Origin of the sequence: Alsobacter sp. KACC 23698 (assembly GCF_045348435.1) — a bacterium.
GTDB lineage: Bacteria > Pseudomonadota > Alphaproteobacteria > Rhizobiales > Beijerinckiaceae > Alsobacter.
In genome coordinates this window covers 5056870-5069810 of the sequence record NZ_CP157484.1, presented here as the reverse complement: position 1 = coordinate 5069810, position 12941 = coordinate 5056870, and the positions used below count along the sequence as shown (strand labels likewise).

Annotated in this window: 14 protein-coding genes; 3 read left to right on the top strand and 11 right to left on the bottom strand. The window is 71.0% G+C overall.

What is annotated here, in order from left to right:
• Window positions 1-107 precede the first annotated feature (107 nt).
• Entirely contained in the window at window positions 108-1481 is a 1374-nt protein-coding gene (locus tag ABEG18_RS24345) for an NAD(P)-dependent oxidoreductase (RefSeq protein WP_406855618.1), read from the top strand.
• A 10-nt stretch (window positions 1482-1491) separates the two neighbouring features.
• The gene (preA, locus tag ABEG18_RS24340; RefSeq protein WP_406855617.1) at window positions 1492-2808 is read left to right on the top strand and encodes an NAD-dependent dihydropyrimidine dehydrogenase subunit PreA; all 1317 of its coding nucleotides are present in this window, start codon (window positions 1492-1494) and stop codon (window positions 2806-2808) included.
• A 6-nt stretch (window positions 2809-2814) separates the two neighbouring features.
• Here preA and ABEG18_RS24335 read toward each other — a convergent pair whose 3' ends face one another.
• The 11 genes from ABEG18_RS24335 to hslV all read right to left on the bottom strand — a co-directional run bounded on the left by ABEG18_RS24335 (window position 2815) and on the right by hslV (window position 12067).
• On the bottom strand, window positions 2815-3612 hold the full coding sequence (locus ABEG18_RS24335; protein ID WP_406855616.1) for a lysophospholipid acyltransferase family protein: 798 nt from the start codon (window positions 3610-3612) through the stop codon (window positions 2815-2817).
• Between the two features lie 10 nt (window positions 3613-3622).
• Window positions 3623-4000 (bottom strand): transcriptional repressor, encoded by a 378-nt coding sequence (locus ABEG18_RS24330; RefSeq protein ID WP_406858702.1) that lies wholly within the window; start codon window positions 3998-4000, stop codon window positions 3623-3625.
• A gap of 135 nt (window positions 4001-4135) precedes the next feature.
• On the bottom strand, window positions 4136-4612 hold the full coding sequence (locus ABEG18_RS24325; protein WP_406855615.1) for a GNAT family N-acetyltransferase: 477 nt from the start codon (window positions 4610-4612) through the stop codon (window positions 4136-4138).
• Between the two features lie 33 nt (window positions 4613-4645).
• On the bottom strand, window positions 4646-5329 hold the full coding sequence (gene tsaB / locus ABEG18_RS24320) for a tRNA (adenosine(37)-N6)-threonylcarbamoyltransferase complex dimerization subunit type 1 TsaB (RefSeq protein ID WP_406855614.1): 684 nt from the start codon (window positions 5327-5329) through the stop codon (window positions 4646-4648).
• A 24-nt stretch (window positions 5330-5353) separates the two neighbouring features.
• Window positions 5354-5974 carry a malonic semialdehyde reductase gene (locus ABEG18_RS24315; protein WP_406855613.1) on the bottom strand — a complete coding sequence of 207 codons (621 nt, stop codon included), beginning with the start codon at window positions 5972-5974 and terminating at the stop codon, window positions 5354-5356.
• Window positions 5975-6105: 131 nt separating this feature from the next.
• On the bottom strand, window positions 6106-6675 hold the full coding sequence (locus tag ABEG18_RS24310) for a NifU family protein (RefSeq protein ID WP_406855612.1): 570 nt from the start codon (window positions 6673-6675) through the stop codon (window positions 6106-6108).
• A gap of 110 nt (window positions 6676-6785) precedes the next feature.
• Window positions 6786-7283, bottom strand: coding sequence for a universal stress protein (locus ABEG18_RS24305; protein WP_406855611.1), 498 nt, complete (start codon window positions 7281-7283; stop codon window positions 6786-6788).
• A gap of 81 nt (window positions 7284-7364) precedes the next feature.
• Window positions 7365-8405: a tryptophan--tRNA ligase gene (gene trpS / locus ABEG18_RS24300; protein WP_406855610.1), complete on the bottom strand. Its 1041-nt coding sequence runs from the start codon at window positions 8403-8405 to the stop codon at window positions 7365-7367.
• A 75-nt stretch (window positions 8406-8480) separates the two neighbouring features.
• Complete coding sequence (gene murJ, locus ABEG18_RS24295) at window positions 8481-10079, bottom strand: murein biosynthesis integral membrane protein MurJ (protein WP_406855609.1); 1599 nt, start codon at window positions 10077-10079, stop codon at window positions 8481-8483.
• Window positions 10080-10133: 54 nt separating this feature from the next.
• Complete coding sequence (hslU, locus tag ABEG18_RS24290) at window positions 10134-11441, bottom strand: ATP-dependent protease ATPase subunit HslU (RefSeq protein WP_406855608.1); 1308 nt, start codon at window positions 11439-11441, stop codon at window positions 10134-10136.
• 71 nt (window positions 11442-11512) lie between these two features.
• Window positions 11513-12067, bottom strand: coding sequence for an ATP-dependent protease subunit HslV (hslV, locus tag ABEG18_RS24285; RefSeq protein WP_406855607.1), 555 nt, complete (start codon window positions 12065-12067; stop codon window positions 11513-11515).
• Window positions 12068-12293: 226 nt separating this feature from the next.
• Here hslV and hisB point away from each other — a divergent pair, with 226 nt between their 5' ends.
• Window positions 12294-12881, top strand: coding sequence for an imidazoleglycerol-phosphate dehydratase HisB (gene hisB, locus ABEG18_RS24280; protein WP_406855606.1), 588 nt, complete (start codon window positions 12294-12296; stop codon window positions 12879-12881).
• Window positions 12882-12941: the final 60 nt, after the last annotated feature.

Sequence of the window (12941 nt, the reverse complement as noted above, 5' to 3'; positions counted from 1 at the left end):
GCCGGCTTTGGGGCGGCGCTTGACAGTTCGCAGGCGCGGCCTCAGCCTGACCAAACGGTCAGGATTGGACCCGCGGCCGCGCGCGTCCGGCGAATGGGAGGGGAACCATGAGCGCCAACCGAAGCACCCCAGGCGTCGCAGCCGGGCGGCTGTCCACGGCCGAATACGCGGCGAATTTCGGCGACCTTCATCCGCCGCTGGACCGGCACGAGGCGCATGTCGAGGCGGACCGCTGCTATTTCTGCTACGACGCGCCCTGCCAGAAGGCCTGTCCGACCTCCATCGACATCCCGCTCTTCATCCGCCAGATCCAGACCGACAACCCGATCGGCTCGGCCGAGACGATCCTGTCCGCCAACGTCTTCGGCGGCATGTGCGCCCGGGTCTGCCCCACCGAGACGCTGTGCGAGGAGGCCTGCGTCCGCAACGACGCGGAAGGCAAGCCGGTGAAGATCGGCCTTCTGCAGCGCTACGCCACCGACATCCTGCTGGCCCAGGGCCATCAGCCCTTCACCCGCGCCCCCTCCACGGGCAAGCGGGTCGCCATCGTGGGCGGCGGCCCGGCTGGGCTGTCCTGCGCGCATCGGCTGGCCCAGGCGGGGCACGAGGCGGTGGTGTTCGAGCATCGCGCCAAATTGGGCGGCCTCAACGAATACGGCATCGCGTCCTACAAGGCGCCGGACGACTTCGCCCAGCGCGAGGTCTCCTTCATCCTGTCGCTGGGCGGAATCACGGTCGAGACCGGAAAGCGGCTCGGCGACGGCCTGGACCTGGCCGAGCTTCGCCGGGATTATGACGCCGTGTTCCTGGCCATCGGCCTCGCGGGCGTGAACAGGCTCGGGCTGGCGGGCGAGGGCGCGCTGGCCGGCGTCAGGGACGCGGTGGAGTGGATCGCCGAGCTGCGGCAGACGCCGGACCGCTCGACGCTGCCGATCGGCCGCAGGGTCGTGGTGATCGGGGGCGGCATGACCGCCGTGGACGCCGCCGTGCAGGCCAGGCGCCTGGGGGCCGAGGAGGTCACCATCGCGTATCGGCGCGGGCAGGAGGCCATGAAGGCCTCCACCTATGAGCAGCAGCTCGCCCAGACCAGCGGGGTCACGATCCGCACCTGGGCGGCGCCCGTGGCGCTGACCGGCGACGGCGGCCGCGTGACGGGGGTGACGTTCGAGCGGATGGCCGAGGCGGACGGGCGTCTGGCCGGGACCGGCGAACGGTTCACGCTGGCCGCCGACATGGTGTTGTGCGCCGTCGGCCAGGTGCTGACGCCGGCCGACTTCGGCGGCGCGGACGTGCTGGAGCTTTCAGGCGGGCGGATCGTCGTGGACGCGCAGCGCCGCACCAGCGCGCCGGGCGTCTGGGCGGGCGGCGACTGCGTCGCCGGCGGGCAGGACCTCACCGTCACGGCGGTGGAGGACGGCAAGCAGGCGGCGATTTCAATCCACCGCCACCTGACGGGCGCCTTGGCCCACGCGGCCGAGTGAGGGGGACACCATGGCGGATCTGCGCACCGACTTCCTCGGAATCAAGTCGCCCAACCCGTTCTGGCTCGCCTCCGCGCCGCCGACCGACCGCGAGGTGAACGTCACCCGCGCCTTCCGGGCGGGATGGGGCGGGGTGGTGTGGAAGACCCTCGGCTCGGAAGGGCCGCCCGTCGTCAACGTCAACGGGCCGCGCTACGGGGCGATCCACGGCGCGGACCGGCGCCTGCTGGGCTTCAACAACATCGAGCTGATCACGGACCGGCCGCTGCAGGTCAACCTGCAGGAGATCAAGGCGGTGAAGAAGGCCTGGCCCGACCGGGCCATGGTGGTCTCGCTGATGGTGCCCTGCGACGAGGAGAGCTGGAAGGCGATCCTGGCCGCCGTCGAGGAGACCGAGTGCGACGGCGTGGAGCTCAATTTCGGCTGCCCGCACGGCATGTCGGAGCGGGGCATGGGCTCGGCCGTGGGCCAAGTGCCCGAATACATCGAGATGGTCGCCCGCTGGTGCAAGCAGCACACCCGCATGCCGGTGATCGTGAAGCTGACGCCCAACATCACCGACATTCGCTTCCCGGCGCGCGCGGCCAGGCGCGGCGGCGCCGATGCGGTGTCGCTGATCAACACGGTGTCGTCGATCATGTCGATCGACCTCGACCGGATGGCCCCGACGCCGACCATCGACGGCAAGGGCTCCCATGGCGGCTATTGCGGCCCCGCCGTGAAGCCCATCGCCCTCAACATGACGGCCGAGATCGCCCGCGATCCGGAGACGCATGGCCTGCCCATCTCGGCGATCGGCGGAATCACCACATGGCGGGACGCCGCGGAGTTCATCGCGCTCGGCGCCGGAACCGTGCAGGTCTGCACCGCCGCGATGACGTACGGGTTCAAGATCGTCGAGGAGATGACCGCCGGCCTTTCCACCTGGATGGACCAGAAGGGCTATCGCAGCCTCGACGACTTCCGCGGGATGGCGACGCCGAACGTCACCGACTGGCAGTACCTGAACCTCAACTACGTGACCAAGGCGAGGATCGACCAGGACCTGTGCATCAAGTGCGGCCGGTGCCACATCGCCTGCGAAGACACCTCCCACCAGGCGATCGCCAACATGGTGGACGGCCGGCGGATGTTCGTCGTCAAGGACGAGGAGTGCGTCGGCTGCAATCTGTGCGTGGAGGTCTGCCCGGTGCAGGACTGCATCACCATGGAGGCGATGCCGCCGGGCTCGGTCGATCCCCGCACGGGCCGCACGGTCCAGCCCGGCTATTCCAACTGGACCACGCATCCCAACAACCCCACGGCGGCGCCGCTCGCGGCCGAGTGAGCGGGGTCAGACCGGCTCGCGCCCCGTCACCAGCCGCGCATAGGCCCGCCGGACGGCCGCTTCGGCCAGCCGGGCGACCTCCTTGCGGTCAGAACCGGGGCCGAACGGGATCGGCTCGCCCCAAGCCACCACGGCGTCGATGGGCCGCCCCGCCATGATCGGGGCGAGATGCGGGATCAGGTCCATGTCGCCATACCAGGCGATCGCGGCGCGGCCCTCCCGGCCGACCGGAACGCCGCCGCGGCGCGGATAGGCCACCGTCACCGGCTGGATCATCACCCGCGCCTCGTGGCCGGCGTCCGCGATCGCGTCGCGGGCGGCTCCGATCAGCGACGACCGGAACGGCAGGACGCGGTTGCCGTCGCCGGTGGTGCCCTCGGCGAAGAGCACGATGGCGTCGCCGGCCGCGAGGCGCTCGGCGATCTCGCGATTGGCCTCGGCCGCGCCCTTGCGGCGCGTGCGGTCGATGAAGATCGAGCGCTGGAGGCGCGCGAAGGCGCCGAACACCGGCCAGGTCCCGACCTCGCGCTTGGCGATGAAGGACAGCGGCTCCAGCGTCGAGATCACGCTGATGTCGAGCCAGCTCGTGTGGTTGGCGACGATCAGGAGCGGGCGGGCCGCGCTCGGCGCGCCCTCCTGCGCGACCCGGACGCCGAACAGGAGGCAGACATAGCGGTGGAACGCCCGCGGCAAGGCGTGCGCCATGCGCCAGCCGAAGCGGATCGCCACATGCTGCAGCCCCATCATGGCGAGGGTGACCGGAACCAGGGCGGCCAGCACGATCGCGATGCGAAGGCGGCGCATGGCGGGCCGGTCAGCCCTTGCGGTCGTCGTCGAGCGGGACGGCGTAGAGCTCCAGCCGGTGGTCCACGAGGCGATAGCCGAGCCGGCGGGCCACCTCGGCCTGGAGCCGCTCGATCTCCTCCGAGCGGAACTCCACCACCTGGCCGGTGCGCAGATTGACCAGATGGTCGTGGTGCTCGTCCGGCGTGCGCTCATAGCGGGCGCGGCCGTCCTTCAGGTCCAGCCGGGCGATGATGCCGCTGTCCTCGAGCAGCTTCACGGTGCGGTAGACGGTGGAGATCGAGATGCCCCGGTCGATGGCGTGCGACCGGCGGTGCAGCTCCTCGACGTCCGGGTGGTCCTCGGCCTCGGCCAGGACGCGGGTGATCACCCGCCGCTGCCCGGTCATCCGCAGCCCCGCCGCGATGCAGCGCTGCTCGATGGGGTTGTTCCTGGCCTGCCGGGTGGGGCTCACATCGGCTCCGCTGATTTGCAACTGGCTCGCCCTTATAGGAAAGGCGGGCCGCCGCGTCCACCGGGGCGCTCAGTCGAGCTCGCGCTTCAGCACCAGCGCGGTCGCGGCCGAGCCGTCGGGCTTGCGGTAATAGCCGTTGCGCCGGCCCACCTCGTCGAAGCCGAGCCGCCCATAGAGGGCCCGCGCCGGCGCGTTTCCCTCGTCGACCTCGAGAAACAGCCGGCGGATTCCCAGGCCGGCGAGGCGGCCCAAATGGGCCTGCAGCAGCCTCTTGCCGAGGCCGGCGCCACGCCGGCGCCGCGCCACCGCGATGGTGAGGATTTCGGCCTCGTCGGCGGCCATCCGCGACAAGACGAACCCCTCGAGCCCGGCCCCGCGGCCGATCCCCTGCCCGACCACCGCCTTGTCCAGCAGCATCGATTCGCAGTCCTGGGCGGACCAGGACGCGTGAAAGCCCTCGGCGTGCAGGTCTGCGATGGCGGCGGCGTCCTGCATGCGCAGGGCCCGGACGCTCGGCGTCGGCGGCATCAGGAACGGAATGCGCATCTCATCTCCGCGCGGTCACCGGTCTGTGGCGGATCAGCGGCGCGGGATCCTGACGTGATCCTGCGGCTTGGCGTCCGGCGAGCGCAAGTAGAACGGCTTGGCCAGCGCGCGCTCCGGGACGGCGGCGAGCCCCAACCGCGCCACCCAGAGGACCTCCGGCGCGGCGGCCGTGTCGACCACGGCGGCGTCCAGCCCGGCGGCCCGGGCCTCGACGCAGAGCACGCTCGCGCCGGACCCGATCAGCAGAACCGGGCCGTTCCCGATCTGCCGCACGGCGTCGCGCAGGCCCATGATCTGCGGCGCGATGATGGAGCGACCGCCCCGGGCGACGACTTGGCAATAAATCTGTCCATGACGGGCGTCGATCGCGACCCCCACCAGGGCGCCCCCGGCCGCGCCGATTAGCGGCGCGGCGTAGGCCGAAAGCGTGGTGACGCCGACCGCCGGGACGCCCGTGGCCAACGCGATGGCGCGCGCCGCCGAGATTCCGACCCGCAATCCGGTGAAGCTGCCCGGGCCGACCGTCACTGCCACGCGGTCGATGGAGGCGAAGCCGCCCTCGACCGCGTCCATGACGCGCTCCAGCATCGGCATCAGCGCTTCGGCGTGGCCCCGCTGCATGGGCTCGCTCTCGATCGAGAGCGGCAGGTCTGACCCGCTGTCGAGCACGCAGGCCGAGCAGGCTTCGAGCGCGGTATCGATGGCGAGGATGCGCACCGGCGTCTCCAGGGGCGACCGCAGTCACGCGATGGAGCAGAACTCCTCAAACTCGAGACGCGGTGAGCGCGGGAACAGCCCCGCCGCCGAACCATAGCCCAGATTGCAGATGAAATTCGACTTGATCTTTCCATCCGGGAAAAAGGCCGCGTCCAGGCCGGCCTTGTCGAAGCCCGACATGGGCCCGCAATCCAGACCGAGGGCCCGGGCCGCCAGGATCATGTAGGCGCCCTGCAAGGACGAGTTGCGGAAGCCGGTCTCCTCGATGGCCGCCGGCTTGCCGGCGAACCAGGACCGCGCCGTCTGGTTGTGCGGGAAAAGCTTGGGCAGGTTCTCGTAGAATTCCAGGTCGTAGCCCACGATGGCGGTCACGGGCGCGGCGAGGGTCTTGGCCCGGTTGCCTTCGGACAGATGCGGCGCGAGCCTGGCCTTCGCCTCCGCCGACTTCACGAAGACGAAGCGCGCGGGGCCGCTATTGGCGGCGGTCGGGCCCAGGCGGACGAGCTCGGCGAGGCGGCGCAGCAGCGCGTCCGGCACCGGCGTCGGCTCAAAGTCGTTGTAGGTGCGGGCGTCGGAGAAAAGCTGGCGCAGGGCGGCGTCGCTGAGCGGGCCCTTGGCGAGGGCCGGGGCGTCGAGAACGGTCATGGGAAGATCCTGGACTGCAAGGCGCGCAGGCGTGAGCGCGGCCTTGAATCAGATAGGGGCCGCCCCCGGAAGGGCAGCCCCCATCGGCGCAACGCAAACTTTGCCGCGCCGCAAGCAAGAGCCTCGGCGGATCAGACCGCCTGGACCTCGCGCACGTCCGGCAGGAAATGGCGCAGCAGGTTCTGGATGCCGTGCTTCAGGGTCGCGGTCGAGGACGGGCAGCCCGAGCAGGAGCCCTTCATGGTGAGGTAGACGACGCCCTCGCGAAAGCCCTTGAAGGTGATGTCGCCGCCGTCGCCGGCCACCGCGGGGCGGACGCGGGTTTCCAGCAGTTCCTTGATGGTCTCGACGGTCGCGGCGTCCTTCTCGTCGAAGAACTCCGTGTCCGGAGCATCCTGCGCGTCCATGCCGTCGGCCTGGCCCTCGAACAGGGCCTCGCCCGACATGAAGTGCTCCATGATGGCGCCCAGGATCGCGGGCTTGAGGTGCTGCCACTCGCCGTCGCCCTTGGTGACGGTGACGAAGTCCGAGCCATAGAACACGCCCGCGACGCCCGGCACGGCGAAGAGGCGGCGCGCCAGCGGCGAGCGCTCGGCCGCGCGCGCGTCGCGGATGTCGAGCGTGCCTTCCGGCATCACGGCGCGGCCGGGCAGGAATTTCAGCGTGGCGGGATTGGGGGTGGCTTCGGTCTGGATGAACATCGGTCTCTCCTCACGCGACCGGTTCAAGGCCGGCGGTGACTGCGTCGCTGCGAATTCTATCACATGATGTGGCGCGCCGGACCGTCGGAATCAATCCGGTTGGGCGCACACTAGGCCAAAGCGTCGATGTCGGCGTCGCGCAGGGCGCCCGGGACGATGGCGATCGGGATCGGGAAGGAGGCGGCCGTCTTGCCGGCCAGATGGGTCACGAGCGGGCCCGGGCCCTCGCTGCCGGATCCCGCCGCGACCACCAGGAGGGAGATGTCCTCGTCCTCCTCGATGAGGGCCAGGATCTCGTCCGCTTTAGGGCCGGTTCGGATGATCTGCTCGGGCTCGATCCCGGCGATGGCGCGGGCGCGGGCGGCGGCGGCCTCGAGCCGCTGGCCCGCCTCTTCGGCGGCCTCGGCCTCCATCAGCGAGCCCACGCCGAGCCAGTGCTGGAAGTCGGCGGGCGAGATCACGGCCAGCAGCGCCAGCGAGGCTCCGACGCGGCCGGCCCGCCTCGCGGCGAAGTAGAGCGCCCGGTCGCACTCCTCGCTGTCATCGACGACGACGAGGAATTTGGGGCGATGTCCCGCTTCGTAGGACCGTCTCGGCTTCAGGGTCATACCGGCTGGCCATCCTGGGTAGGGCCGAGTCGGGCCATGCTGACAGGCGCCGACGCGGCCCACAAGGGCCGAGGTCCGGGTTCAGCGGCGGCGCACCAGGCCCAGGATGTCCTTCACGGCGGCCATGGTGGGGGCCGCGATGGCGCTGGCGCGCTGCGCCCCGTCGGCCAGCACCGAGTCGATATAGGCGGGATCGGCCTGGAGCCGCTTCATCTCGGAGCCGATCGGACCGAGCTTGGCGACCGCCAGGTCGACCAGCGCGCCCTTGAAGGTGGAGAACTGGGCCCCGCCATACTCGGCCAGGATCTCGGCCTTGGTGCGATCCGAGAGGGCCGCGAAGATGCCGACGAGATTCTCGGCCTCGGGCCGCTTGGACAGGCCGGCCTCCTCGGAGGGCAGCGGCTCCGGATCGGTCTTGGCCTTGCGCACCTTTTGGGCGACCGCGTCGGCGTCGTCGGAGAGGTTGATGCGCGAATAGTCCGACGGGTCGGATTTCGACATCTTCTTGGAGCCGTCGCGCAGGCTCATGACGCGGGTCGCCGGGCCCTGGATCAGCGGCTCGGGCAACGGGAAGAAGCCCTCGCCATGCCCCTGGGCCACAATGGAGGCCGAGAAGTCGTTGTTGAACTTCTGGGCGATGTCGCGCGCCAATTCGAGATGCTGCTTCTGGTCCTCGCCCACCGGGACATGGGTGGCGCGGTAGACCAGGATGTCGGCGGCCATTAGGGTCGGGTAGGCGTAGAGCCCGACCGAGGCGTTCTCGCGGTCCTTGCCGGCCTTCTCCTTGAACTGGGTCATGCGGTTGAGCCAGCCGATGCGGGCCACGCAGTTGAACACCCAGGCGAGTTCGGCGTGCTCGTGCACCTGGCTCTGGTTGAAGACGATGTGCTTCCTGGGGTCGATGCCGGCCGCGATGAAGGCGGCCGTGACCTCGCGGATCTGGGACGTCAGGGCGGCCGGGTCCTGCGGGACCGTGATGGCGTGCAGGTCCACGACGCAATAGATGCAGTCATGGCTGTCCTGGAGCGCCACGAATTTCGTGATGGCCCCGAGATAGTTTCCCAGGTGCAGGTTGCCGGTCGGCTGCACGCCGGAAAACACGAGCGGTTTGAAGGCGGCCATTCTGAAGTCTCCCAAGTCGGCGCGCTTATGGCGAGTTCGACGGGAAGGCGCAAGGGGAAGCAGGACTTGCGCCCATCAGGGGGCGCGCTTGCGCCAGCGCGCCGCCCCCATGGCGAGGGCCAGCCCCGCATAGAGGGCGGCGCCGCCGGCGCAGAGCCCGATGAGCGCGGCGGCGCGGACCAGCGTCGGCTCGCCGGCGTCGAGCCAGCCGGCCAAGGCTTGCCGTCCCGCCACGACGGCCGCCGCCATGCCGAGCGCCGCCGTCATGCACACCGCGCAGCGGCGCAGCGCCTCCCGTCCCGGCGTCCAGCCCTGGAGCCGGGCCAGGAAGGCGGCGAGCGCCAGCGCGTCGACGAGGGCCCCCAACGAGACTGCGCCCGCCACGCCCGCCACGCCCGCCGCCGGCTGGAGCGCCAGCCCGGCCAGGATCGTGACGGCGAGCGCCGCCGCCGCCGCGATCATGGGCGGCCGGACGGCCTCGCGGGCCAGGAAGGCCTGGGCGAACACGCGCGCGGCGGCCGCGGCCGGCAGGCCGACGCTCAGCGCCGCCAGGGCGCCGGCGGTGGCCGCCGCGTCGGCGGGCGAGAAGGCGCCCCGCTCGAACAGGATGCTGGTGATCGGGCCGGCCAGCACGGCGAGGCCGGCGGCCCCTGGGATCGCCAGCGACAAGGCGGCCAGAAGAGCCCGGTCCAGCAGCGGGCCGACCGCCCGGTGCTCGCCGGCGCGCGTGAGGCGGACGATCTCGTTCAGCAGCACGACCCCGGCGCCGGCCGCCACGAGGCCCAGCGGAAGCTGGAACAGACGGTCGGCGTAGTGCAGTTGCGCGAAGGAGGACGGCTCGCGTGACGCGAGCTGCAGGGCGGCCAGGATCGACAGCTGCGCCGACGCGGCCGTGACCACGCCTGGCCCCGCCAGCGCCAGAAAGCGCCGAAGCTCCGCCGACAGGCGCGGCCTGACCCAGGCCGGCCTGTATTGTCCGCCCCACAGCGCCGCGCCCGTCGCGAGCAGCTGCGCCAGGCCGGCGGCCGACACCGCCATGGCGACCGTCAGGCCGACGCTCTCCGGCGGCGCGGGCGAGCGGGCGAGGCCCAGCAGGACGAGCACCAGCACGGCGTTGACCAGGACGGGCGCGAGCGCCGCGATCCGCAGGCGGCCCTGCGCGGCCAGAATGGCGGAGGCCAGCGCCGACAGCGAGCTCGCCGCGATGAGCGGCGTGGTCCAGCGGGCGTAGGCCGTGGCGAGGGCGAGGCGGTCCGGGTCGTCGGCGAAGCCGGAGGCGAGCCCCAGCACCAGCAGCGGCGCGACGGCTTCGGCAAGGCCGACCACCACGAGAAGCAGGAGCGCGAGCCCGGCGAGCGCCTCGCCGGCGAAGCGGCCGGCGGCGTCCGGGCCGTCGCGCGCGGCGATCCTGCCATGGAGGGGCACGAAGGCGCTGTTGACCGCGCCCTCGCCGAGGACGCGGCGGACGAGGTTCGGAATGCGCAGCGCCACCAGGAGCGCGTCGGCGGCCGGGCCGGCTCCGAGCGACGCCGCGATCAGCACGTCGCGGGCGAAACCGAGCAGCCGGGACAGGATGGTGGCGACGCCGACGACGGCGCCGTCCCGCAGGGCGCTCGCCGGGGCCGAGGCCTCCGGCGCGTGCGCTGGGCCGGGAAGGACGGGCGGCTGCTGCATGCGCCGGACGGAATCAGGTTCCGCCGCCCGGCGCAAGCGCGGCCGGCCGGGGCCTCACAGGATGAAGCGGCTGAGATCGGCGTTGCGGGCGAGGTCGCCCACCGCCTTCTCCACATAGGCGGCGTCGATCGTGATCGTCTCGCCGGAGCGGTCGGGCGCGGTGAAGGAGATCTCGTCGAGGATCCGCTCCATCACGGTCTGGAGCCGGCGCGCGCCGATATTCTCCACCGAGCCGTTCACCTCGACGGCCACCCGGGCGATGGCGTCGATGGCGCTGTCGGCGAAGTCGAGCGTCACCCCCTCGGTCGCCATGAGGGCCACATATTGCTTCACCAGGCTCGCCTCGGTGTCGGTGAGGATGCGGCGGAAATCCTCCTCGTTCAGCGAGCTCAGCTCCACCCGGATCGGCAGGCGGCCCTGCAGCTCCGGCAGAAGGTCGGACGGCTTGGAGACGTGGAACGCGCCGGACGCGATGAAGAGCACGTGGTCGGTCTTCACCGGGCCGTGCTTGGTCGCCACCGTGGTGCCCTCGATCAGGGGCAGCAGGTCGCGCTGGACGCCCTCGCGGGAGACGTCCGCGCCGCCGCGGTTCTCGCGGCCGCAGATCTTGTCGATCTCGTCGAGGAACACGATCCCGTTGTCCTCCACCTGGCGGATCGCCTCGGAGACGATCTGCTCCTGGTCGAGGAGCTTGTCGCTCTCCTCGGCGACGACGGGCTCATAGGCGTCCTTGACGGTGGTGCGTCGCGTCTTGGTGCGCCCGCCCATCGCCTTGCCGAAGATGTCGCCCAGCGAAATGGCCCCGACGGACGCGCCCGGCATGTTGGGCAGCTCGAACATCGGCATGCCGGACTGGCCCTGCGCCACCTCGATCTCGATCTCCTTGTCGTCGAGCTCGCCGGCCCGCAGCTTCCTGCGGAACGCGTCGCGGGTGGTCGCGCTCGATCCCGGGCCCACGAGGGCGTCCAGCACGCGCTCCTCGGCCGCCTTGTGGGCGCGCGCGCGGACGTCCTTGCGGCGGGCGTCGCGCACCAGCGAGATGCCGATCTCGACGAGGTCCCGGACGATCTGCTCGACGTCGCGGCCGACATAGCCGACCTCGGTGAATTTCGTCGCCTCGACCTTCAGGAAAGGGGCGTTGGCGAGCCGCGCGAGGCGGCGCGAGATTTCGGTCTTGCCGCAGCCGGTCGGGCCGATCATCAGGATGTTCTTGGGCAGGACCTCCTCGCGCATGGGGCCCTGCAGCTGCTGCCTGCGCCAGCGGTTGCGCAGCGCGATGGCGACCGCGCGCTTGGCGTCGCGCTGGCCGACGATGAAGCGGTCGAGTTCGGAGACGATCTCGCGGGGAGAGAATGTGGTCATCGCCCTACCTGGCGCGTTGCGGGACAGTATGGGTGGGAGCAAGGAGTGGGAGGATAAGGACGCCCGGCGCCTCAGGCGGCGTCGAGGCTCTCGATGGTGAGCTCGCTATTGGTGTAGACGCAGATTTCGGCGGCGATGCGCAGGCTCTTGCGCACGATGGCCTCGGCGTCGAGGTCCATGTCGGCGAGCGCCCGGGCGGCCGACAGCGCGTAGTTGCCGCCGGAGCCGATCGCCATGACGCCGTCCTGCGGCTCGAGCACGTCGCCGGTGCCGGACAGGACGAGCCCGACCTGCCGGTCGGCGACCAGCATCATGGCCTCGAGCCGGCGCAGGTAGCGGTCGGTCCGCCAGTCCTTGGCGAGTTCGACGCAGGCGCGCATGAGCTGGCCGGGATACTGCTCCAGCTTCGCCTCGAGCCGCTCGAACAGCGTGAAGGCGTCCGCCGTGGCGCCGGCGAACCCGACGATGACGTCGCCCCTGCCGAGCCGGCGCACCTTGCGGGCGTTCGACTTCATGATGGTCTGGCCGAGGCTGACCTGCCCGTCGCCGCCGATGACGACCTTGCCGCCCTTGCGGACCATCAGGATCGTTGTGGCGCGCCAGCGCCCGTCGTCATGTTCGGCCATCTCGTCGTTCCAGCAGGGACGCATCCGGTCGACGCGTCGGGATGAAGGACGCGCGCGGCGTTCCGGCCGGCGCAGTCCCTCATGTAGGCGTTCGGCGCCCCGAGACCAACCCGGGTTCGGGCTGCCCACGGATTCGGCGCCGAGGTGGCGTTCAGGCACGCGAGTTGCTAGAAGCGGCCGGCGGGCCACCAATTTCCGATCATGCGCGCCCGCTGGAGACCACGCCATGCGTTCGGCGAGCGTGTCGCGCAAGACCGCCGAGACGGAGATCTCGGTGAGCCTGAGCATCGACGGAAGCGGCGAGGCCCGCATCCAGACGGGCGTCGGATTCTTCGACCACATGCTCGAGCTCCTGACGCGGCACGCCTTGTTCGACGTCACGGTCGAGGCCAAGGGCGACCTGCATGTCGACCAGCACCACACGGTCGAGGATGTCGGGATCGCGCTCGGCCAGGCCTTCGCCCAGGCTCTCGGCGACAAGCGCGGCATCCGCCGCTACGCCAGCATGCACCTGCCCATGGACGAGACGCTGAGCCGGGTGTCGATCGACATCTCCGGGCGGCCCTTCCTGGTGTTCCGGGCGGCCTTCACGCGCGACAAAATCGGCGCCTTCGACACCGAACTCGTGCGCGAGTGGTTTCAGGCTTTTGCAACGAATGCGGGCATCACGCTTCATGCGGAGACGCTCTACGGCGACAACAACCATCATATCGCCGAAAGCCTGTTCAAGGGTCTGGCGCGAGCCTTGCGGGAGGCTTGCGCGGTGGACCCGCGGGAAGGCGAGCGGGTCCCCTCCACCAAGGGGGCGTTGTGAGCCACGGCGGGTCGAGGCTCCCGTGAGCCGCCCTGCACGACTGCTCGAGAGAGGCGCGAC